We start from the raw sequence: 23,301 nt of genomic DNA, 5'->3' as shown, positions 1-23,301 counted from the left end.
AATCCAATTCACTAAAAACCAGCAATGCTAATGAAAAGTAAAGTGCTAAGTATCGTTGTGCTCTGTACAACTTGTTTCTTTTTTACCCTACTGACCAGCCACGCCCAGTCGTCAGTCACGCCCGAAACGGCCTTGAAAAGCTACCTTGACAACGGCGACAAAACCTACCGCTGGGAGCTGAAAGACTCCTTCACGGCCGACGGCGTGACGGGCTACAACCTGCTGCTGACCTCCCAGAAGTGGCGCGAGCACACCTGGCGCCACCAGCTGACAATCTTCGTGCCCAGCGAAAACAAGCACGACGGCGCGTTGCTGTTTATTACCGGCGGCTCCAACAAAGACGAGCAACCCAACTGGAGCAAGAGCGACAAGCTGTGGCCGAGCCTGGCGGCGATGGCCTCCAAAAACAAGGCGATCGTGGCCCTGCTCAAGCAAACGCCCAACCAGCCGCTGTACGGCGATCTGACCGAAGACGCGCTGATCTCCTACACGCTGCACCAGTTTAAGCAGGACGGCGATTACACCTGGCCGTTGCTCTTCCCGATGGTGAAGAGTGCCGTGAAGGCCATGGACGCCGTGCAGGAGTTTGCGCAGCAAAAGCTACAGCACAAGGTAAACGGCTTTGTGATTTCGGGTGCCTCCAAGCGCGGCTGGACCACCTGGCTCTCCGGGGCCATCGACGACAAGCGCGTGAAGGCCATCGGCCCCATGGTGATTGACATCCTGAACATGCCCACCAACCTGGAGTACCAGCTCACGACCTACGGCGAGTACAGCGAGCAGATCAACGACTACGTGCAGCTGGGCATTCCGCAGAGCGCCAAAACCGCCCAGGGGCAGGCCATCAATACCATGATCGACCCGTACGCCTACCGCGCCAAGCTCACCATGCCCAAGCTGATCTTCATTGGTACCAATGACGAGTACTGGACCGTCGACGCCATCAAGCACTACTTCGACGACATCCCCGGCCAGAACATGATCCACTACGTACCCAACGCTGGCCACGACCTGGGCGGGGGCAAGCAGGCGCTGGAAGCCCTGAGTGCTTTCTTTGGTACGACCTTGCAAAACCAAAAGTACCCCGTAAGTACCTGGAAGGCCACCTCCACCAAAAAAGGCGTGCAGCTGACCATCAACCCCGAAGCCAAGGATTTGGTGGAGGCCACGATCTGGTCGGCCAACTCAACGGACCGGGATTTCCGCAACGAAAACTGGACCGCCAAACCGGTGGTGGTAAAAAACAGCGCGAAGATCGTCGTGGACGATACCTTCCCGGCCAGCGGCTACCGGGCCTTTTACGTAGATTTGAAATACAAAGACCCCAACGGAGGCGAGTACACCGTAAGTACCCAAACCTTCGTGACCGACCGCAAAGAGGTATTTCTGCGTAAGTAGGTCTCCTTTCTTTTTCGCATTCCCGCCCAGACGGCACCGGACTTAGCCCGGTGCCGTCTGGGCGTTTTAGGATGTCACCAGTTGTACGGTATTATGTAAATGTTAATTATGAAAAAAAGAAAAATACGAGTAGCCTTTTCCAGATAGGTGGCAGTATGATAGGTGGTTAACCATTTAAGACGAAGCTATGGCGCGCTCGCGGGCTGAATATTTACTCAACAAGCTTATTGACAATAGGCTGTCACGCCGCGAGCTTGACGAATTGCTGGACAACATGGGCCAGGACGAAATGAATGAGGAATACTCCCACGTACTTGAGAACTATTTCAACCAACTGCTGAGTGAGCAAGAAAATGAAGAGGTACCTGAGCCCAAAAAAGAGGACAGCCCCGAAGGGCCAAACCCACAGGAGCGAAACCGAACGACCAAGTTTTCGCTAAGGTACCCTCGGCGGGGTTGGGGTACCTGGCTATCCCAGCTCAAAGTACCTTCGTTCCTGGTGGCTTGGTCTTGGTAAAAAAACACAGCCCTGCGAGCATGAAGTACCTACCGCTAACCTCCGCTTCGTACCCGCTCAGGCTTTTTCCATTTTAATAAAAACAAACGCTAACCACCCCAGACCCATAAAGTACCCATGCACAGAGATTGACTTAACATAAAGAACCATGAAAACCCCCGGTAATACCTCCTAGATGACCAATGAAGAATACAAATGCTAACTCAAACACAAATGAAAAGATCACTACCTTAATTATGATGTACACTATGAAATCAAACCCATTTTTCCGACAAACGTTAAAGCGCCTGTTGGCTTTTTCGTTGGCCGCGGGGGTATGCTCTACTTCGGTGTGGGCAAGTACCCCCTTCACGAGCGAACTGGATAAAAAACGGACCGACGCGGAAAAGAAAGCGTCGGCGGAGACGAGCCAGGTAGCCCGGGTTGTTACCGGGAGAGTCACTTCGGCGGCCGACGGCGGTGGTATGCCGGGTGTCAACGTAGTAGTAAAAGGTACCCAGACGGGTACTTCCACGGATGCTTCGGGTAATTTTTCCATTGATGCGCCCAGTGCCACCACGGTGCTGGTGTTTTCCTACATTGGTTACCAGTCGCAGGAAATCACCGTAGGTACCCAGAGCGTCATTAATATTTCGCTGGAAGAAAGCGCCGAAACCCTCCAGGAGGCGGTAGTAACGGCCTTGGGAATTAGCAGAGATAAAAAATCACTGGGCTATTCCATTGGTCAGGTCAACGGTAAAGACCTCGTAAATGTACCCCAGGAAAACGTCATGAACGCCCTTTCGGGACGCGTAGCGGGGGTGCAGATCAATCAGACTTCCGGCGTGGGGTCTTCGGTGAGCGTGATCATCCGGGGCGCTACCTCACTGAGCAGCGACAACCAGCCCTTGTTCGTCATTGACGGGGTACCGGTAGCCAATGCGCTGAACAACCTTCGTCAGATGGGTGACCGGAATAACGTAGACTACGGAAACGCCATCTCGGACATCAACCCCGACGACGTGGAGTCGATCTCGGTACTGAAAGGCCCCAGCGCGGCGGCACTCTACGGCTCACGGGCCGGTAACGGGGTGATCCTGATCACGACCAAAAAAGGGGTAAAAGGCCGGGGTATGGGCTTGTCGTTTTCTACGAGCAACGTATTTGAGATGCCCTACCGGTACCTCGACTTTCACTACAAGTACGGCAGCGGTAGCCGCACCTCACGGCTCGACGAAACCTCGGCCTACTGGGCGGGCCCCGAGCTGAACGTGGGCAATACGGCCGTACAGTGGAATAGCCCGGTAGATGCCAACGGTAACAAGATCGCGACGGAGCTGCGTGCCTACCCCGACAACATGAAGAACTTCCTGCAAACGGGAATTACCTCTACCAACAACCTGGCCATTTCGGGCTCGAGCGATAAAGGTACCTACCGCTTGTCTTACAACCTGATGAAAAACCAGGGACTCATCCCGAACTCCGACCTGAGCCGGAATAGCTTGTCTTTGGCTACGACCTACGACATCCGTAGCAACGTCAAAGTAAGCTCCAACCTGAACTTCATCCGGTCTAACTCGGACAACCGTCCCTCAACGGCCAATCGCGGAGCCAACCCCTTGGAGGCAGTGTACATCTGGCCGCACGTGAACGTTCAGGATTTGCAGGATTACTGGCTGCCGGGCCAGGAAGGGATTCAGCAACGTCGTCCCGCTACCAACGGCGACAACCCCTACTTCCTGGCCTATGGCATCAACAACGGATTTAATCGGGACCGGGCTTTCGGAAACATCAAAGTAGACTGGCAGATTACGCCGGAGCTCTCGGCTTACGTACGCGGAATGCACGATATATTCATCGAAAAGCGCGAAACCAAAATTCCCTGGAGCTACTCGCGCGCTCAGTTTGGGGGGTACTTTCTACAAGACATTACCCGCCAGGAAAGCAATGCCGACTTCCTGTTAACCTACAAGAAAAAAGTAGGTGACTTTGACGTGAGCATATCCGGTGGAGGTAACTACATGCAGCAGTCGTACCAAGATGCGTTCATTGGGAGTGGCAGCGGCGGTCTGACGATCCCCGGCATCTACCGGGTAAGCAACATTGCCCGCGCTGGTGAAGGGGGAACCAACCTGCAAGTAAGCAACTACGCCGACCGCAAGGGTATCTACAGCCTCTTGGGAAATGCTTCGATCGGCTTCAAAGATATGCTCTATCTGGACCTAACCGCCCGGAACGACTGGTCAAGTACCCTGCCTATCAACAACCGCTCCTACTTCTATCCGTCGGCTTCACTAAGCTGGTTGGCTAACTACACCTTTAATTTACCTCAGGAAATATCGCTCCTGAAAGTAAGGGCCGGTTGGGCGCAGGTAGGTAATGACACGAGTCCATACCAACTGAACCCTATCCTGGGCACGGGTAGCTGGGGAAGCCTTATTACTACGAGCCTACCCGGTACTTTGCTGAACCCGCAGCTATTGCCCGAGATCGCTACGTCTACCGAGTTAGGCATTGACCTGAATCTCTTTGATAACCGCCTGCGTTTTGAAGGTACGTACTACTACGTAGAAAATCAGAACCAGATTCTGGACATCACCACGCCCGCTTCTTCGGGATATAACAGCAAGAAGATCAACGCCGGTTTGCTCGCGAGCCGCGGCTGGGAACTGGTGCTGGGTACCAGCCCTGTCCGGGATCGTAACGGCTGGAACGTAGACGTAAACGTGAACTTCACGCGCAACCGCACCACGATTAAGGCATTGGCGGATGGCATGGATTTCTACCAACTGTGGGATGACAACAACGGCGGGGCCTTTACCCGCGTAGGCGAAGAGATCGGAAATATTTACAGCCGGGGCTTTGCATACGTGAAAGATCCGGCCTCTCCTTACTACCGCTGGCCCATTCTTTCGGCAGCTGGGTCATGGATTGCCGCCAACGACCGCGATGACCGCGTGAAGGTAGGTAACTTCAATCCTCGCTTCCTAATGGGTGCCCAAACGTCCGTTTCGTACAAGCGCTTTACCCTGAACGCCAGCTTCGACTGGCGGTTTGGCGGGCAGTTCCAGTCTTACACCTACCGCTACGGTGGCTCCGACTGGAAGTCGCAGCTGCAGATCGACAAGATGACCCCCGGCGGGCTGTACACGCAGGATCAACTGGTGGCTTTGCTCAAATCCGATCCCGAAAAATACATCATTCCTCAGAATGGTAACTTCCCCCGGGTAGGTGGGTATACCCAGGCTACGGGTGGTATTGGTTTCGATTCCAACGGAGATGGTATCCTTGAATACGACGGCGTGTTCATCCCGGGCGTGATTCAAATGCCCGATGGTAGTTTTGTAGAGCACCTGGGAGGAGCTGGCACGATGGTTCGCCCTGCTTCCAACCAGTTCGCCTGGAGCTTCAACCAACAGGTTACCTTCGACGCCTCGTTCCTGAAGCTGAGAGAAATATCATTTGGCTACGATCTGCCCAACTTTGCGGGTATTCGTAACGCCAACATCTCTGTATTCAGCCGGAACATTGTTCTGTGGACCGCGGCCAAAATTGGTATCGATCCTGAGCGGGCCTTCCAAGCTGACGGCGGACGCTTCCGGCAGGGTATCGAACTCCAGAACGTAATGCCCTGGACGGTTCCCGTTGGATTTAAATTGAATTTCTCTTTATAAGACACTGAAAAAATTATAATCTTATAAAAAATGAACCTACTTAAATTAGCAACCAAGACGATTTTCGCGGGCGTGCTGCTGATAGCTACTTCCTGTGGCGATCACCTGACCGAGCTCAACGAAAATCCCAATGGGATAGACCCTGCGTCGGCCAATCCCAACCAACTCATGCCAACTGTCATGACCGAAGCCGCCAAAGAATACCTGGGCCTGGGCTACGGTGATGTGGGAGGTACCATGCAGCATACCCAGAAAGATGGCTGGTTTACGGGCCACAATAGCTACGACTGGTCCCCGCGCGACTGGAACGGCTGGTACGGCATGCAGCGCAATAATAATTTTCTGCAAAAGCGAGCCAAGGAGCTAGGTTTCAAATTCCACGAAGGAGTAGCCCTCACCATGAAGGCCTTTATCTTCGGAACCGTAACGGACCTGTGGGGAGATGCACCCTACACCACGGCCGTTCGCGGAGGAGAGTCGAATGAGTTCCTGACGCCTACTTTTGATAGCCAGGAGGTGATCTATAGCGGAATCATCGAGGATCTGAAGGCTGCCTCGGCCCTCTTTGCGACGGGCGACAAAACCGGCGTGATCAACAACTACGATGTATACTACGCCGGTGACCCGGCCAAGTGGCAGAAATTTGCCAACTCCCTGTTGCTCCGGTACTACATGCGTATTTCCGCTAAGAAGCCGGATGTAGCGAAGGCGGGTATCGAGAGCATCTATAGCTCCGGGATCTACATCAAAACGGCGGCCGAAGATGCGGTTATGAACTACATTGGGGCTAACAGTGCCAACTCCTGGCCCGAAACCGTTGCTTTTGACCTGACCGAATCCAACTGGAGAAGGATCAAACCCGCTAAAACGCTATTGGACAAACTGGTACCCAGCAAAGACCCTCGGCTTACCGTATGGTTTTCGACGGTGCACGTACAATGGGTAGCAGATCCTACGCTCACCGTGGCCATCGACGATTTCATTCGTAAAGATGGGGTTGTTCAAAACGGAGTAAAATTCCTGACGGACACCCAGTTTCGGGCTCAGAAGGCGCTGGGGCACAAGTTTACCCGCCACTTCAATCCTAACCTGATCCCGGCTACGCTGCGGCTGGACACCAGCGAGTACGTAGGCTTGCCCGCGGGCTTGCTCGATCCTTCGGAGTACAACTACAACCCGACGCCGGGACAAACGGTCGAGAACCAGCACGTTTCGCAGCTTTCTAATGTATACCGCAACAGCAGCGGAGGCATTCTGAAAGCTCGTCTGGCATCGGCCGCCGAGGCTTCGTTTATCCTGGCCGAGGCCGCCCTGAAGGGTTGGTCGGTTGGAAATGGGCAGGCGCACTACTACGCCGGTATCAAAAACTCTCTGGATGCCTGGGGAGTAGGTGGCCAGTACGACGCCTTCATCAAGCAGGAAGCGGTAGCCTACAAAGGTACTTTGGCGCAAGTGATGGAGCAAAAGTGGATTGCCAGCTGGACGGCCGCTACGGAAGCGTGGTTTGACTACCGCCGTACGGGGCTGCCTGCCCTTACGGCCGGACCCGCCTCTCCCCAGCCGGTGTTGCCAGTGCGCTTTATCTACGGCGACAACGAGCAGAATTTTAACAACAACAATTACAAAAGCGCCGTGAGCGCCCTCCAGGATACTCCTTACTCGGTACTACGCGGCAAGAACAGCCAGTGGTCGAAGCCCTGGATTGTACAAGGTACCAACAAACCTTGGTAATGGATAGATAAATAGATTGATTAGGTTAGTTTATTTAGAGACGGGGGCGATGTCTACCCGTCTCTAAATTTTTTAAAACCGTTGATCATTAATTATTTGACTGAAATTAAGGTCGTTATAGTATATTTTAAAAGTAGATGGACCTAGTAAAAGAAAGGATGAATAAAAATCAAAAAATGGGGAAAGGGTACTTTGCGCTCGTGGCGCTGGGCTTACTGTACTTAACAGCCTGCCAAACCCCCTCTGCCCCCTCGGGAAGTACCGTCAAAGACGTCATGGACGCCGTCGTGACACGGCTCTACGAATCCCTCACGCCCGCGCAGCTCGATACGATCAGCCAGGCGTACCTGCTCGCTACCCTGACCGCCGAGGAGAAAAAAGTACTGGCCACCCGCTACTGGACCTTCGAGGTAGACCAGCCCGTAACGGTGTCGCTCATGCGGCATGTAGACCAAAAGGTAGTACCGTTCTGGCTGCCCGAAAGCGGTTTTCAGAAAACCGACATGGTCGTTCGGAATGAAGAGTACACCTACGAAGTTTGGCAAAAGAATTTTGAAAAAGGAAGCGTGAAGCTGGGGATCAACGGCTTCGACAAGCACCGCCCGGTGTACTTCATCACGGTGGGGCCCCAAAGTACCTCGGGTGGCGCGGTGAAGATCTCCGGTATTTTTCCCGAAAACCAGCACCTGGATACCATGCGGCTGGGCGCCTTTACCTACCACGATTGGGACGAGCTCGTGCTCACCGAAGTACCCGAGCCGCTGGTGGGGCATACGCTCTTTACGACCATCCGGGGCCGCGCCCGCGAAGCGCACGTAGTAGGTGCCTTCCGCGAAACCAAGTACCCCTCCTCCGCCCGACCCGACCAGGTGCTCCTCAGCTGGAGCGACGACCCGGCCCGTACCGTGGCCGTGCAGTGGCGTACCCACCCTTCCGTGGCCGATGGCGAGGTACTTTACTGGCTCGAAGGTACCTCCGACACCCTACGTACGTCGGCGGCGGTGTACAAAATGGAAGACCGCCTCCTGCGCAACGACCGCTACGTACACCGCTTTACGGCCCAGCTCAAAAACCTGACGCCCGGCACGACCTACCACTACCGCGTAGGAAGCAAACAAGGCGAGTGGTCGGAAACGGCCTCTTTCAAAACGGCTGCTCAGGGTACTTCGGAGCCGTTTTCGTTCATCTGGTTTGGCGATACGCACAAGTCGCCCGTGTGGGGTGCTATGGCCCAGAAAGCCTTCCAGCGCCATCCCGAAACGGCCTTCTTCTCTATTGTGGGCGACCTGGTGAGTACCGGTCTGAACCGCGACGAGTGGGACGAGCTTTTTCAGTACTCGGGCGAGGTGTTCTGGTCCCGGCCGCTGATGCCCATTCCGGGCAACCACGACAGCCAGGACGGCCTCGGTGCCTGGATGTACCGCGAACAATTCAGCCTGCCTACCAACGGCCCCGAGCAGGTACCTGCGGAAATGACCTACGCCTTTACCTATCAAAACGCTCTCTACCTGATGATGGACGTGACGCAGCCCATCGCGGCCCAAACGGCCTGGATGGAAAAACAGCTGCGCGACTCGAAGGCCCAGTGGAAGTTTGTGATGCTGCACTTTCCGCCCTACAACTTCGTGGAGCCTTACGACGAGATCGTGGCCGAGTGGGGTACTTTGTTCGACAAGTACCACGTCGACATGGTCATGAGTGGGCACATGCACTACTACCTACGTACCAAGCCCATGCACGCCCAAAAGGCCGTGGCCTCGCCCGCGCAGGGTACCATTTACACTATGTCAATTAGTATCGAAGGCAAGCAGGATACCTGGCCCGCCGAAGAGTACGCCCTGGTAAGGTACCCCGACGGCCCGCTCTACCAGCACCTCCGGATCACGGGCAACAAGCTCGAATACCGCTGCCTGGACCCCGAAGGAAACGTAAAAGATCAACTGACGATTGTGAAGTAGTAAGAAGGTAGTTGGTTATTTTTGCCGCATCGCCGGTACCTGGGCATAGGTACCGGCGGTTTTTTAATGATTAATCTCTTTCCAACAGCTTGTACAGTTACAAAACCAGCACTATCCTTGCTCAGAGCTTATCCAGAATATACCGTTTTACCCAAGCAGGTACTTGATCGGTTTTTAATTCCAAAGAAGAACTTTCTGCTACTTCAGCTATCCAAACTTTGGAATCGCCGGAATTATCAAAAATGTACGCCCTATTGCTCAGCCGGATGGCATCAAGTAACAAGTCTAGTGAGCGGTAATACCGCTCTATTACTTTTTCTTCGGGTACGGCATGGCCTCCCATGCGCACTCGGTGTCGTATGCGGCTAAGATTAATCAATGGGTCTTCCGTTGCAACATAATACAGGTAGGTCCGAAAGCCACAAGCGCGTGCCTGAGCTAGTGTGCGTAGCTTATCAGGAGAAGACATTACTGATTCAAACGTAAAGCTTTGTTTAAGGAGGATGAATTGTTGTCGAAGAAAGTCTGTCAAAATAGCACTTAGATAAGCATTAAAGCTCACGTCGCCAAAGTTGATAAGGTTACCTTCAACCAGTGTTATGTTATCAATGAGATGTGCTTCCTCCGTACGATTAAGCAAAGGATGTTTTTCAAAAAAAGAAATTATCTCTTCCCGAGTGATCGTCAGATTCAGCTCACGTAGATCATAAAATCCTCGATTCTGTACTTCTTTTTCAATTTCATCAGGATTGAGATAGTAGCCTAGTAAATTAGGGGGAATGACCGACTTTATCGTACTTTTTCCCGAACCATTGGGGCCGGCAAATAGTCGTAATCGTCGGACGCTCATTAGGAGGAAATCGTAAATTGACGTTTTTGAACGAACGAAGGAGCGGTAATGTCTTTAACAAACTTCCGGTTACCGTCAGGAAATACCTCCCAGAGTTTACCTTCGTGAGCAACCACAACAGAATCACCCGAAGCGAGCGTGTGCCAAAAGGCTTGCCGGGTAGCTTGCTCAGCCAGTTCAGGAATCTGTTCTTCTACGTACTGCATTGCTCTTTCCTGTAGTTCCATACTAATGCCCTTCTAAATATTTTAGTCGATCTTCAATGGCTTATATGTCAAATATACACGATTAGTGCCTAATATCACACCAACTATATGGTAAAATAGAAGAGCTATTTTACATAAAGGGAAGCAGTGGTACTTGGATAAACAGCGTTTTTTTAACACGTGCAACGTTCCCGTATGGGAATAGTAATAGCATCACGTTCCCCTACACCCCAAATCCAGGTACTTTCACCCCTTTTATTTTTAGCTCTCGCGGCGGAGCGGTTACTTTGAAACAAACAACAAGCCCATGCGTTTCAAAGTTGCTATTCGTCGTCCCTCTTTTTGGCAGCAATGGCTGCTCCACGCGCTGGCCGTGTGGGTGGTACTTACCCTCAACGACGCCCTCACGTACGGGTACGAAGTACAAAAAAACGGCCCATATATTTTTAACGAAGACGGTAGCCCCTACACGCCGTGGGAGCGTTTCGTCAACCACAACTACTACCAGGTAGTTTGGCTGGTGGTGCTGGTGGGTACTTTTCTGGTGGAGGCCAACTACCACGTGGTTTTCCGGCGGCGGCCGCTGCGCTACTTTGTGGGCAGTGCGTTGCTGACGGGCGTAGCGTTTCAGGTACTGCTGGTTTGGTTCAACCACTGGAAGTTGGGGCTGCAGCCCGGGGGTACTTTGGGGCCTTTCGTGGTTTTGGCCGTGTATAGCGGCGCCTATGCGTTACTGCGGGATGCGGTTCAGCGGCGCATTCAGGAAGCCGAGCAGCGGATGCACCGGTCGGAGGCCGAGCTCCGGGCGTTGAAGGAGCAGGTAAATCCGCACTTTTTCTTCAATACTCTCAACAGCATTTACGGCACGGCCCTCTATGAGCAAGCCGGGCGTACGGCCGAGAGCATCGAGCAATTGGCTAGCCTGATGCGCTACACCCTGCGGGAGGCGCAGCAAGACTACGTGCCGCTGGCCGAGGAGCTAAAATTCACGGAAGACTACCTGCGTTTGCAGCGTCTCCGCCTACCCGAGCGGGACGCGATCCGGGTCGACACGCAACTGCACTCCGACGGAAAGCCAGCCCTGATAGCACCTTTGCTCCTGATTCCATTCATTGAAAATGCCTTTAAGTACGGCATCAGCATGGACCAGCCGTGCTTCGTGTCGCTCCGCTTAGTGATTGAAAACGGGCAACTCGATTTTCTACTGGAAAACAGCGTACTGCCTAGCCGGGCTGGGCAAAAAGGGCAGGGGACGGGCCTGCTCCACACGCAGAAGCGCCTGGAACTACTTTATCCTGGTAGGTACCAGCTGACCCTGACCGAAGACGCCGAACACTACCGGGTAGCCTTACGTATGCAGCTTCAAGAATCTTAACTAATCTATACTTATGCGACTATTACTTCTTGGGATCGCGCTTGGCGCGGTTACCGTAGCGCGCGCGCAGATGACGCTTTCGGGACAGGTACTTTCGAGCCCGCCGGGTACTTTTTTGGTAGTAAATGTACCCTACGACTGCTGGTACTATCCGGCCAATTCCGTGGAAATCAAAACCGACGCGCAGGGGCAATTTTCACTGGAAGTACCCGTGACGAAACCCCAGACCATTTTTCTGGATTATGCCGGTACCCGGCTGCACCTATACGCCGAGCCGGGGCGGTCGCTTTCCGTTCGGCTCAATGCACAAGATTCGTTGAAAACGACCGATTTTGGGGGTACTTTGGGGCAAGAAAATGAGCTGCGCCGCCGCCTGGGGCTCACTTTCTCCCGGCTTGAACCACAAACCTGGACCGATACCCTCACGGCCCCCGACGAAATCCTGGCCACCATCCAACAGAACCAGCGGGCAGCCCTGGGCCAACTTGAAAGTACCTCAAGTACCCTGTCAGGTACCTTCCGCCGCATTACGGCGGCGGAGATTCGCTTCTTTGCCACCAGCAAGCTCTGGGATTTGATCTGGAAAAATGGCGTCTGGGCCGGCCGCAACCTATCCCGGCACGGGCAGGAAGCCTGGCGGGGTACTTTGGTAGAAGCGCATCGGGGCCTGGACTTGTCGGATACGCTGGCGCTGGAGAGCTACCACTACCAAACGACCCTGGCCTACTACCCGCGCTACCTGGAGTACCAGGCGGCCACCCGGGAGGAGTTCCGGCAACTAGCCGAAACCATTTTTAAGAAACCCTTTGCGGAAGTAAACCAGGACGTACGGCAAAAAGGCCGACGCTACTGGGAGTACACGGCCCTGCACTACGGCCTGCGCGGGCGCGCGCTGGAAAGCGCCCTGGCCGCCTTCCTGGTGCACGGTATCTACCAGGGGGACTTGGAGTACTTGCAGGAAGCCTACGACGATTTCACCCGGCGCTTTCCCCACAGTAGCTACCGGGCTGAAGTAGAAACCCACATGAAGCCCTACCTGGCTAGCGTCGCCCAAGCCCAGCAGGATATGCCCGGTATTTCGTTTGTACCGGAATCGCCGCAGGTACCTTCGCTGGACTCGATCCTGGCGCGCCACCGGGGGCGGGTCGTTTATATTGACCTGTGGGGTACCTGGTGCGGGCCGTGCCGAGCCGAATTTGCCCACAATCCGAAGCTAAAAGAGCGCTTTCAGGGCCAACCCGTCGACTTTGTGTACGTGGCCGTAGAGCACAGCCCGCAGCCCGAAAAACGCTGGCGCGAGACCATCGCTTTCTACCAGCTTACGGGCGAGCACCTCCTGGCCGGGAAGGAGCTGGAAAAGTACCTGCGCGAAATGTACGCCCCCACGGGTACTTTCCAGTTTCCATCCTATATCTTAGTGGATAAAAACGGCCGCATCGTGACGATCCAGGCGCGGCGTCCGTCCGACCAAGAAGCATTATACCAGCAAATCGAGCAGCTACTGTGAGTGAAGGTACCCTTCGGAAAATCCGTTGCGTGGCCGTCGACGACGAGCCCATTGGCCTGAGCGTGATCGCCGCGCACGCGGCCAAGGTACCTTACCTGGACCTGCAAGGTACCTTCACCAGCGCCACCGAAGCCCTGGCTTACCTGCAGCGCCACCCGCTGGATTTGGTTTTCCTGGATATCGAAATGCCTGACCTCTCGGGGCTGGAAGTGGCGCGACTAATAGGTACCCAGGCGCGCATTATTTTCACCACCGCGTATCCCCACTACGCCGTCGAGGGTTTTGAGCTGGCCGCGACCGACTACCTGCTCAAGCCCATTGGCCTCAGCCGTTTTTTGCAGGCCTGCGGGCGGGTATCGGAGCAGCTGGAGGCCGCGGGCAGGTACCTTTTTGTGAAAGATGGCTACGACTGGGTGCGGGTGGACCTGGCGGCGCTGCGGTACCTGAAAGCCGACGACAACTACCTGACTTTTTACGAAACCCACCAAACTACCCTGACCCGCATGACCCTCACCGAAGCCTTGCAGCGGCTTCCGGCGGAGCGGTTTGTACGGGTGCATAAGTCGTACGTGGTTTCGCTGGATTTTGTAGAAAAAATTGAGCGGCACCAGCTCACCGTGGCCGGGGTGAAAGTACCCTGGTCGGCTACCTACCGCGAGGAGTTGCTGCGGCGGATTGGCTGAGGTAGAAATAGTAGTGAGAAGTTCATTAATATAGCAATCTAACGCTTAATTTAGGGCTGTCTTCTCTAAAACCAAAAAAGCCCTCATGCCCAAACTACCCCTTCTTCTCGGCCTCGCCCTGGTGATCAGCGCGTACCTGGTCTCACCCGCCGTCGCCCAAAGCTATACCTCCCCAACGCTGGTGGTGGAGAAGCTCAAAAATAACGTGTACCGGCACACTACCTTCCTCCAAACCGAGAGCTTTGGCAAGGTACCTTGCAACGGCATGGTGGTGGTGGATAAAAAGGAGGCGATTGTCTTCGACACCCCCGGCCAGGACTCCACCTCGGCCGAGCTGCTCGACTGGATCAAAAGTACCCTGGGCTGTAGGGTGGTGGCGGTCATTCCCACCCATTTTCACGCCGACTGCCTGGGCGGCCTGGCTGAATTTCACCGGCGCGGCATTCCTTCCTACGCTGGCCACGCCACCATCCGGGCCGCCGCCGCGGAAAAGTACGTCGTGCCTCAGCGCGGCTTTGATAACGTGCTGGAGCTTAAAGTAGGGAGGAAGAAAGTGATCCTGGAGTTTCCCGGTGAAGGCCACACCCGCGACAACACCATTGGGTACTTTCCCAGCGAAAAAGTACTATTCGGCGGCTGCCTGATCAAAGAGGTTGACGCCAGCAAAGGCTACCTGGGCGACGCCAACGTAGCCGCCTGGCCCGCCACCGTAGCCAAACTAAAAGCCAAGTACCCCGACGTGCAGGTGGTTATCCCCGGCCACGGCCAGCCCGGTGGCACCGCCCTGCTCGACTACACCATCCAGCTCTTTGAGCCTAAGTGAGGTACTTTGGGCTTTTAACCAGGGTACTAAAACCGGTAGGCTAACAGGGCGTAGAAGCGCTGGACGGGCGAGCTCAGGTTGGTAAAGGCTGACATGCCGTTGCTGGCTTCGTAGCGCACCTCCAGCGCGTACCGCTTCACGCCTGCGCCCAGTCCCAGTAGCAGCCCTTGCTCGTAGGCGCGCACCTCCGCCAGCGCTTGGCCCTCGGTAACCTGCCCCTGCTCGGAGTAGAAGAACGCCTCCCGGCGGCGCTGGTTGGTCTGCGTCAGGGCTAGCCCGTTGGACAAGCCCACGTTCAGAAACAAATGCATCGACTGGAGCGGAATGTGGTAGCGCAGCAGGTGGTTGAGCTTGAGGTAGTCGTAGCCCAAGGTCACGTCCGAGAGGGCGTAATCGTTGGCGTTGGTGTACTCTTCGTAATGGCTTTTTACCTGGAAGCTCGTATAGAGCAGCTCGTTGCGGATCGAGAAGCGGCGTTTGGGCAGCAGCACGTCCAGGGAGAGCCCTCCCGTCAGCTGGGTGGAGCGGGGAAGATTCACGTTGGTCAGGTAAGGGTGATTGGAGCCCCTAAAACTAACCTTGGTAGACGACCCGCCTAGCAGCAAGCCCATCTGTACCCGCACGCGCTCACCGCGTTGCAGCAGGGCGGGGGCTTCGGTGGTGCATTGGGCGTAGTAGGTAGTCAGAAGCTTTGTCAGCGCCTTTGGGGAGTACGGCAGGGCCGGAATCTGGCGCTGGACGGCGGGGCAGTCGGGCAGGTAGTTTTGCAGCTGTTGCTTGAAGCGATCCTGCGTGATGGCCGTCTCCTGACCCTCCCGGCTGGCCAGGTAGCGGTAGTTGGTCAGCAGCTGGTACTGTCCGTCCAAATGAATGTAGAAGTGCTCCTTGTCGCTCTGATCCCGCAGGGAGTAGAGGCTTTTGGGGCCACTAACCAGCACCCGCAGGAAGACGGTCTGCTCCTGTAGGGTAGGGGTGGGCGAGCGGGAGAGCTCGCTGGTTTTGGTGGGGCTGACGTCCACGGGGACCGTAGCGCTAAGGTAGTGCTCGTCTTGTACCCCAAAGCCGGTGAGCTCCGAGGTGCCTAAGGTCTTAAAGGGCCCCTGGAGCGAAGTGGCGAAGGAAATGGTTAGTGGATTTTTGGCACGGGGGGACTCGGCCAGGTAGCCTCTTATCGTGTCTTGGCCGGACTGGATAATGTAGCCGGGTAGGGGGGACTGCTGGGCCAGTAGATTTGGTAGAATAAACAAAAGTAGCAATCCTTTCCAAAGTAAAATTCGCAGCATAATAAAGAGATGTGGTAGGTAATATGAAATCAAAAAAGTACTGAATGCACAAAAAGAAAAAAGCCAGACAGCTTAATTAATACTTTAGATTGAAAAGTGGCACTTTAAAAGTAGTGCCACTTTTTTGTCATACGATTAGTTGTAGGTTAAAATGTTAGTGTGACAAAAATATGTAGAATGTTCTCTTATTGGTTAATTATTTGAAATTTATTTTTGAATAATGGGTTGTTATCAAAATAAATATACAGATAGTTACTATTTATTCAAAATAATATTTTTAGTTAATTTAAATCATGAGGCATAGTAAAAGAAGCAAATAAGTAACTACATGACCATAATCGACACCTAGTTAAACTAGCATAGAAGTAGTATTGAACCACACAAATTCAAGAGAAGCCCCCCGACGCAAGGAGGAGAAAAAAAAGAGTGAAGCCGCAGGTGCCTGACTTTAATATTTGGCTTCGATCCTGTATTAGTAATAAAATACAGACCCTCCAAACCCTATGAAAAAAGATTGAATGAAAGCGAGAACAGCGCACTATTCACTGGTTAAGGGCAGGCTCGTCAGGGGCCACGTAGGCGCTGTTTCCGGAGGCGGTGATGGCCGGAGCCATGCTCCACTCAACGGCAGGTAGGTACTTTGGGCAAGCCCTTCGTGCCGACACGCGCGCGTACTGAATGCTAGCACAAGCTAACAACTTCCGCGTTTTTCGGAGAAGGGTTACCCGGCTAAAAAAAGTACCCGGAGGTACTTTGTCTGCCTGAGGTAGGGGGCTCCTTTATGAAAAATAAATAGTGTCGCTGAAGCGAAGGAATTTTGTTAGTTCTAATTGCTTCTGTGAGCAGGAATGCTTAACTACGCTCTTTATTTGTAATTCGTAAACCCTTAAAATAAAAACATGACAAAAGTATTGACTACCCCCATCGGGCAGTCGCCTCTAGGTACCCCGCCGCTACACCGGCTGAGTGCGGGCCTATTGCGGTGGACGGGGGTATTGCTGGTCAGTACGGTGTGGGTCAGCGCCGGGCTGTTTGGTTTGTATATTCTGGCCTTTTACGCCGCCGCCCTTTACGAGGGCAACATGGACCGCTGGAACCAGGTACTGCCGCGGCTGTACGAGCAAAATTCCGCGGCGGCGACGAGCGGCATCGGCCTGCACTTTGCCATGGGTGGCATTATTCTCATTCTGGGTAGTTTGCAGCTCATCGAGTGCGTTCGGCAGCGTTTTCCGGCTTTGCACCGCTGGGTGGGGCGGCTCTACGTGGTGTCGGCGGTGCTGGCGGCGGTAGGCGGTTTGGTGTTCATTGCCCTGAAAGGTACCATCGGCGGGCTGGTCATGAACGTGGGCTTTTCGCTCTACGGCCTCCTGATGCTCATCGCGGGCGTAGAAACCTACCGACACGCGGTGGCCCGGCGGCTGGATCGGCACCGGGCGTGGGCACTGCGGCTGTACGCGCTGGCCATCGGGTCCTGGCTCTACCGCATGGACTACGGCTTCTGGATCATGCTCACCGACGGGCTGGGACATACCAAGGGTTTCTCCGGGCCGTTCGATCACATCATGGCGTTTTTCTTCTACCTGCCCAACCTCCTGGTGGCTGAGCTCTTCATCCGGGCGCGCAGCTACCAGGCCCCGCCCGCGCTGAGGCTGCTGGCTTCGGTGGTGCTGCTGGGAGCTACGGGCTTTCTGCTCGTAGGTACCTACTATTTTACGCTATACTACTGGGGGCCAGCCATCCTGAGCTGGCTATCGATGGCCTGATCATAAAATTAAACTGGATTTCAACCCCCAAAGTACCTCCGCTCGACGCTGGAGCGGAGGTACTTTGGGGTACTTTACTTACTCAAAACGTTTATTGGCGTGCGGCAGCTCAGCGTGCGAGTGGATCAGGATAAAAGCCAGCAGCGCCAGGAAAGCCACCACGGCCAGAAAGCCCAGTAGCCACTTGCGAGGGGGTACTTCGCGGGGCACGAAGGGCGCTTGTACCTTCCCGATCAGCAAGGCAATCACGATAAAATTCACTACGTAGAGGTACTGCTCGATGCGGTAGGTACTGATCACCGCGCCCGTGATGAGCAGACTGAACGCCGTGTAGAGCCCAAAATGCCCCAGAAACAGCGTCCGGATGTCGGCCTCGCCGTAGCGCAGCGCGTCCGTTTTGGGGGAGAGGTAGTACTTATTGAACCAAATGGCCGCCAGCAGGAGCAGCAGCAGCAACGACAACCCCTGTACCGCCGACACCAGGGCGAGGTTGTCGGTAATGGCCGAGTAGATCTTCGTGACCCGCTCGGTGCCGAAGGATTGCTCCCACACGATGAACGGAATCAGGAGCACGAGCAGCAGCAGTGGCACGAGCACCCCGGCCTTGGTTTCGGGCTCGTCGGACTGCTCCCAGCGTGCGGTGTAGGTACCGTAGGCCATGCCCGCACCGCCGAAGAAGCCCAGCGAGTACTCCATCACGTTCCAGAAGTTGAACTTGATCTCGGCGACGTTGCCCAGTACCTGCAGGAAATTTCCGAACGCAAAGCCAAAGCCTCCGCCCAGGCCCGCAAACACGGCCACGCGCAGCGCCGCGTAGTGCTGCTGGCGTACCAGGTACCAGGTCAGCGCCAACGCCACGCCCAGGCAGACGGCCCACACCTCGGAGCGCGGGGGCGTCATGAGCCAGCCAAACTCTTCGATGAGAAAAAAGTAGAACAGGATACCACCGACGGTCATCTCGACGATCAGCTGCGGCCAGGGTACTTTGGTTTGGCGGGTGCTGGTGAGCGAAAGACCGAACAGCGCGCCGCCCACGTAGCCGTAGAGGCCGCCGATCACGAACAGCATCAGCAGGCCGTAGTAGACATTGACGAACTCGATGCCCCGGCCGTAGCCCACCACCACGCCGTAGCTCATGATGCCGCCCAGGCCCCAGCCCAGCGAGCCCGCCAGCGTAGCCCGGAAGGCCTTGTTGTACCAGTCGGGACGCTTGGCCAGCAGCAGCACGCTCAGCGAGCCCACGGCCCCCGCCCAGGCAGCGCCGTACTCGTGCCCGAACTGCCCGCGGATGGCCCAGGCCGTACCCAGCGACATCCCCGCCAGGATCAGGCTGTACCAAAAGGATTTGTTTTTCATAGAATAAAGGTAGGGTTAGGAAAAGAGAGGTAGTTTTAAAAGGAAAGGGTACTTTGCCTTAGTTTGGAAATAGTACGGAGAAAGGATAGTAGTGGACTATCGCCCCAAATATTTATACGCCGACGAATAGCCTAAAAGCAGCCCAAAGAAGTACTTTAAGGGAAAAATTGCCCTTATTTTTGGGGCTGAAGGATGGCTCCCCATGGCCCAACAACCTACCTGAATGCAATTGACGGATTTACTCATGAACGAAGGCTTGGCCCAGCACGGAGGCCCCAAAACCGTGACCAGTACCTTTTCCTGGCCCCTCTACGACGACACCGAAGTAGAGGCCGTGGCCGCCGTAGTACGCAGCGGTGCCTGGGGCAACCCCGACTGTGCGGGCCTGGTGGCGCAGTTTGAACAAGAATTTGCGGCCTACTGCGGCAGCAAGTACGCCGTATCGTGCGTCAACGGCTCGGTGTCGCTGCGGCTGGCGCTCATTGCCTGCGGCGTCAAGCCCGGCGACGAGGTCATCGTACCTCCCTATACGTTTATTGCCACCGCTTCCACGGTGGTTGAGGCCAATTGCGTACCCGTGTTTGTGGACATCGACCCCGATACGTATAACCTCGACCCCCGCGCCATCGAGGCGGCCATCACCGAGCGCACGCGGGCCATCATTCCCGTGCACTTTGGGGGCCAGGCCTGCGACATGGACGCTATCTTGGACATCGCCCGGCGGCATAACCTCCGCGTGATCGAAGACGCGGCCCACGCCCACGGTGCCGAGTACAAAGGAAAAAAACTAGGTACCTGGGGCAACGTAGGTAGTTTTAGTTTTCAGTCGTCCAAAAACCTCACGGCCGGCGAGGGCGGAATCGTCGTGACGGACGACGACGAGCTCTACGCCCTCATGAACTCCCTGCGCAACGTGGGCCGGATCGAGGGTGGGCAGTGGTACGACCACTACAACCCCGGCTGCAACTACCGCATTACCCAAATGCAGGCCGTACTGCTGTCGGCCCAGCTCCAGCGTCTGGAAGAGCAGACCCTCCGGCGCGACGAAAACGGCAGGTACCTCAACGAGTTGCTGACGCCCATCGACGGCATTACGCCGCTCACGCGCGGCCACGGCGAAACGCTCCACTGCTACCATCTGTACATTTTTAAGTACGATAAAAGCCATTTTAATGGCCTCCCCAAAAACGAGTTTGTGGAGCGGCTCGCCGCCGAGGGAGTACCTTGCTTTAGGGGCTACCCGCATCCGCTCTACCGGCAGCCGCTTTTCCAGCAAAAGAATTTTATGTGCTACGCCCTGCCCGAGTCCGTGGACTACAGCCAGGTACTTTGCCCCGTGGCCGAGCGGGCCTGCGCCGAGGAGGCCGTATGGATCTTGCAGCACGCCATGCTAGGTACCCGGCAGGACATGGAAGCCTTTGCGGAGGCCATCCGGAAAGTGCAGCGGCTGAGCTAGTTATTATTTTGTTATAGTCCCTTTTGTTTGTTCCAAAAAGTGTATCAAGTGTGAATCCCATTCGAGTAAAAGTACCCTTTCGCGTTTTATTTTTTGTCGTAAGTACCCTGTGGCTGTACGGCTGCGGCTCGTCCGTGCGCGTGGAGGAGCGCGTGCTGTCCGAAAACTGGCAGATCGCCTCCTCGAAGGAGGTAGGTACCGATGCCGCCGCGCTCTCGGCCCAGCTCGTAAACCCCGATAAATGGGTGAAAGCCCAGGTACCTACTACCGTGCTGGGCGCGCTGGTAGACGCGGGCGTGTACAAAGATCCTTTTTACGGGAAAAACCTGGAGAGCATCCCCCGCGAGCCTTTTGAAAGTACCTGGTGGTTCCGCACGACCTTTGACGTGGCGAGCCTCAATACCGAAAAAGAACAGCTCCGCCTGCTGGTGGATGGCGTCAACTACCGCGCCAATTTCTGGGTCAACGGTACGCAGGTGTCGTCGCAGGATACGCTGTTTGGGGCCTTTCGCCAGTTTGAAATTGATATTACGGAGGTGGCCAAGTCGGGTGAGAATACGTTGCTGGTGGAGGTATTTCCGCCGCAGGTGCGCGACTTCTACATGGGCTTCGTAGACTGGGCCCCCACGCCCCCCGACCACTACATGGGCATCTACCGCGAAGTACGCCTCAAGCGTACCGGCAAGGTCTCCATCGACGCACCCTTCGTCGCACCGGACCTCGATCCGGCCGATTTGACCAAAGCCACCCTGACCGTCAGCACCGAAGTAACCAACCACAGCGACGAACCCCGCACTGTAACCGTGCAGGGAAGCATCGAAACGATCCAGCTGGAGCAGGAAGTGACGTTACAGCCGGGCGAGAAGCGGGAGGTCCGTTTTACGCCCGACAAGTACCCCCAGCTCCAGGTCAAGAACCCGCGCCTGTGGTGGCCCAACGGCCTGGGAAATCCCGAATTGTATAAACTAACCCTGGACCTGAAGGAAAAAGGTACTTCGCTGGACCAGCAACAGACGCGCTTCGGCATCCGGAAGATTGAAAGCTACCTGAACGACAAGGGCGTGCGCGGCTACAAAGTGAACGGCCGGGAGGTACTTTTGAAAAGCGGCGGATGGGTGGACGACCTTTTTCTGCGCTACATGCCCGAAAAAGACGCCGCGCAGATCCGGTACGTGAAGGAAATGAACATGAACTCGCTGCGCTTTGAGGGCGTCTGGGGCAACAACCACCACATCTACGACCTCTGCGACGAAAACGGCATCCTGCTTATGGTGGGCTGGAGCTGTCAGTGGGAGTGGCCCGACTACCTCGGCATGGAGCTGAACATCAAGCCCGGCGACGAAAACCTGCCCATCAACGAAGGCGTGGACCTGTACGCCGTGAAGCTCACGCCCGAGGAAGAAACGCTGCTGTCGGACTACTTCCGCGACCAGGTGAAATGGCTGCGCAACCACCCCAGCATCTTTACCTGGGCCGGGGGCAGCGACGCCATGCCCAAGCCCAGCCTCGAGAAAAGGTACCTGGCTACGCTGGAGCGCTACGATTCCACGCGGCCTTTTCTGGTATCGGCGGGCGAGTTTACCAGCGAGCTCACGGGGCCTTCGGGCATGAAGATGAACGGCCCCTACGAGTACGTGCCGCCGGTGTATTGGTATGAGGATAAAAAGCTGGGCGGCGCCTTCGGGTTCAATTCCGAAACGGGTCCCGGCCCGCAGGTACCTCCGGTGGAAAGCATCAAAAAGATGATCCCCGAGGCCGACCTCTGGCCCGCCGACAACGCCACCTGGAACTACCACTCGGGCCGCAAGGATTTCAGTACCCTGGGCGTGTACCTGAAGGCACTGAACGCCCGCTACGGTGCACCGAAAAACCTCGACGACCTGGCCCTGAAAGCCCAGCTGATGAACTACGAGGCCATGCGGCCCATGTTTGAGGCGTTTGTGATCAACCGGCCCACAGCTACGGGCGTGGTGCAGTGGATGCTCAACTCGCCCTGGCCGGAGTTTTACTGGCAGCTCTACGACTACTACCTCATGCCTACGGGCGCCTACTACGGTACCAAAAAAGCCGGGCAGCCCATTACGCTCATCTATGACTACCACAGCCACAGCGTCCACGTCAGCAACGACACGCGGGGTACGGCCCGCTCGCTGAAAGCCGAGCTGCGCCTGCTGGATCAAAATTCCAAGCTGGTTTTTTCCAAAAGTGAAGTACTGGATTTGACCGAAAACAGTACCCGCAAATGGCTGGACCTGCCCGCGCTGGCGGGTGATAAGTCGGTTTACTTTCTGGATGTGAAACTGACCAAAAACTCGGGTGAGCGGGTGTCTGAGAATTTTTACTGGCTGTCGTCCCGTCCCGACCAGCTCGACTGGAAGCAGTACTTCTGGTTTTATACACCCCAAAAACAATTCGCCGATTTCTCAGCCCTGAATGCCTTGCCCAAGGTAAAGCTGCGTGCTAAAAAAAGCGTGAGCAAAAGCGAAAAAGAATACGAGGTCGTGGTTACGCTCACCAACCCGTCCGACCGGCTGGCGTTTTTTGTGGAGTTGGAGCTGGCCCAAGGTACCTCGGGCCCGGCGATTCTGCCCGTGTTTTGGTCGGACAACTACGTGTCGCTGCTGCCCGGCGAAACCAAAACCGTGACGGTGCGCTGCTACCAGCAAGATGCTGACAACAAGGAGCCCAGTGTCCGGATCAAGGGGTATAATCTGGAAAATCCGACGACCCTTTAAGTACCCA

At 55.4% G+C, this 23,301-nt stretch carries 17 protein-coding genes; 12 read left to right on the top strand and 5 right to left on the bottom strand.

Annotated features, from left to right (window positions below; genetic code table 11):
• Positions 1 to 30 precede the first annotated feature (30 nt).
• The 5 genes from HNQ92_RS11085 (at position 31) to HNQ92_RS11065 (ending at position 9,257) form a co-directional block, all read left to right on the top strand.
• Positions 31 to 1,398 carry a PhoPQ-activated pathogenicity-related family protein gene (locus tag HNQ92_RS11085; protein WP_184174086.1) on the top strand — a complete coding sequence of 456 codons (1,368 nt, stop codon included), beginning with the start codon at positions 31 to 33 and terminating at the stop codon, positions 1,396 to 1,398.
• A gap of 187 nt (positions 1,399 to 1,585) precedes the next feature.
• Complete coding sequence (locus HNQ92_RS11080) at positions 1,586 to 1,915, top strand: hypothetical protein (protein ID WP_184174085.1); 330 nt, start codon at positions 1,586 to 1,588, stop codon at positions 1,913 to 1,915.
• Between the two features lie 248 nt (positions 1,916 to 2,163).
• Entirely contained in the window at positions 2,164 to 5,568 is a 3,405-nt protein-coding gene (locus HNQ92_RS11075) for a SusC/RagA family TonB-linked outer membrane protein (RefSeq protein ID WP_184174084.1), read from the top strand.
• A 30-nt stretch (positions 5,569 to 5,598) separates the two neighbouring features.
• Positions 5,599 to 7,299: a SusD/RagB family nutrient-binding outer membrane lipoprotein gene (locus HNQ92_RS11070; RefSeq protein ID WP_184174083.1), complete on the top strand. Its 1,701-nt coding sequence runs from the start codon at positions 5,599 to 5,601 to the stop codon at positions 7,297 to 7,299.
• Positions 7,300 to 7,457: 158 nt separating this feature from the next.
• The gene (locus HNQ92_RS11065) at positions 7,458 to 9,257 is read left to right on the top strand and encodes a purple acid phosphatase family protein (RefSeq protein ID WP_246439987.1); all 1,800 of its coding nucleotides are present in this window, start codon (positions 7,458 to 7,460) and stop codon (positions 9,255 to 9,257) included.
• A 121-nt stretch (positions 9,258 to 9,378) separates the two neighbouring features.
• Here the strand turns inward: HNQ92_RS11065 and HNQ92_RS11060 are convergent, their stop codons facing one another.
• Complete coding sequence (locus tag HNQ92_RS11060; RefSeq protein ID WP_184174082.1) at positions 9,379 to 10,107, bottom strand: ATPase; 729 nt, start codon at positions 10,105 to 10,107, stop codon at positions 9,379 to 9,381.
• Entirely contained in the window at positions 10,107 to 10,334 is a 228-nt protein-coding gene (locus HNQ92_RS11055) for a hypothetical protein (protein ID WP_184174081.1), read from the bottom strand. Before HNQ92_RS11055 ends, HNQ92_RS11060 begins: the two co-directional genes overlap by 1 nt.
• 286 nt (positions 10,335 to 10,620) lie before the next feature.
• On the opposite strand from HNQ92_RS11055, the gene HNQ92_RS11050 reads away from it, so the two are divergent.
• The 4 genes from HNQ92_RS11050 to bla all read left to right on the top strand — a co-directional run bounded on the left by HNQ92_RS11050 (position 10,621) and on the right by bla (position 14,701).
• Positions 10,621 to 11,688 (top strand): sensor histidine kinase, encoded by a 1,068-nt coding sequence (locus HNQ92_RS11050; protein ID WP_184174080.1) that lies wholly within the window; start codon positions 10,621 to 10,623, stop codon positions 11,686 to 11,688.
• A gap of 13 nt (positions 11,689 to 11,701) precedes the next feature.
• The gene (locus tag HNQ92_RS11045) at positions 11,702 to 13,195 is read left to right on the top strand and encodes a TlpA family protein disulfide reductase (protein WP_184174079.1); all 1,494 of its coding nucleotides are present in this window, start codon (positions 11,702 to 11,704) and stop codon (positions 13,193 to 13,195) included.
• On the top strand, positions 13,192 to 13,878 hold the full coding sequence (locus tag HNQ92_RS11040; RefSeq protein ID WP_343062988.1) for a LytR/AlgR family response regulator transcription factor: 687 nt from the start codon (positions 13,192 to 13,194) through the stop codon (positions 13,876 to 13,878). The genes HNQ92_RS11045 and HNQ92_RS11040 overlap by 4 nt, the downstream gene beginning before the upstream one ends.
• 85 nt (positions 13,879 to 13,963) lie before the next feature.
• On the top strand, positions 13,964 to 14,701 hold the full coding sequence (bla, locus tag HNQ92_RS11035) for a subclass B1 metallo-beta-lactamase (RefSeq protein WP_184174078.1): 738 nt from the start codon (positions 13,964 to 13,966) through the stop codon (positions 14,699 to 14,701).
• 26 nt (positions 14,702 to 14,727) lie between these two features.
• Here bla and HNQ92_RS11030 read toward each other — a convergent pair whose 3' ends face one another.
• Together HNQ92_RS11030 and HNQ92_RS11025 are read right to left on the bottom strand one after the other, a co-directional pair.
• Positions 14,728 to 15,948: an outer membrane beta-barrel protein gene (locus tag HNQ92_RS11030; protein ID WP_184174077.1), complete on the bottom strand. Its 1,221-nt coding sequence runs from the start codon at positions 15,946 to 15,948 to the stop codon at positions 14,728 to 14,730.
• Positions 15,949 to 16,526: 578 nt separating this feature from the next.
• Positions 16,527 to 16,682, bottom strand: coding sequence for a hypothetical protein (locus tag HNQ92_RS11025; RefSeq protein ID WP_184174076.1), 156 nt, complete (start codon positions 16,680 to 16,682; stop codon positions 16,527 to 16,529).
• Positions 16,683 to 16,883: 201 nt separating this feature from the next.
• Here HNQ92_RS11025 and HNQ92_RS11020 point away from each other — a divergent pair, with 201 nt between their 5' ends.
• Complete coding sequence (locus HNQ92_RS11020) at positions 16,884 to 17,747, top strand: DUF2306 domain-containing protein (RefSeq protein WP_184174075.1); 864 nt, start codon at positions 16,884 to 16,886, stop codon at positions 17,745 to 17,747.
• A gap of 78 nt (positions 17,748 to 17,825) precedes the next feature.
• On the opposite strand, the gene HNQ92_RS11015 is transcribed toward HNQ92_RS11020, so the two are convergent.
• Positions 17,826 to 19,103, bottom strand: a complete 1,278-nt coding sequence (locus tag HNQ92_RS11015) for a hypothetical protein (protein WP_184174074.1) — start codon at positions 19,101 to 19,103, stop codon at positions 17,826 to 17,828.
• Between the two features lie 223 nt (positions 19,104 to 19,326).
• Here HNQ92_RS11015 and HNQ92_RS11010 point away from each other — a divergent pair, with 223 nt between their 5' ends.
• Together HNQ92_RS11010 and HNQ92_RS11005 are read left to right on the top strand one after the other, a co-directional pair.
• Positions 19,327 to 20,559, top strand: coding sequence for a DegT/DnrJ/EryC1/StrS family aminotransferase (locus HNQ92_RS11010; protein ID WP_246439986.1), 1,233 nt, complete (start codon positions 19,327 to 19,329; stop codon positions 20,557 to 20,559).
• Between the two features lie 50 nt (positions 20,560 to 20,609).
• The gene (locus HNQ92_RS11005; RefSeq protein ID WP_343062987.1) at positions 20,610 to 23,294 is read left to right on the top strand and encodes a glycoside hydrolase family 2 protein; all 2,685 of its coding nucleotides are present in this window, start codon (positions 20,610 to 20,612) and stop codon (positions 23,292 to 23,294) included.
• The last annotated feature ends 7 nt before the right edge of the window (positions 23,295 to 23,301 follow it).

The organism is Rhabdobacter roseus, from assembly GCF_014202275.1.
In the GTDB taxonomy this organism is placed as follows: Bacteria; Bacteroidota; Bacteroidia; order Cytophagales; family Spirosomataceae; genus Rhabdobacter; species Rhabdobacter roseus.
Note: the sequence above shows the minus strand (reverse complement) of the source record. Positions and strands in the feature narration are given on the sequence as shown.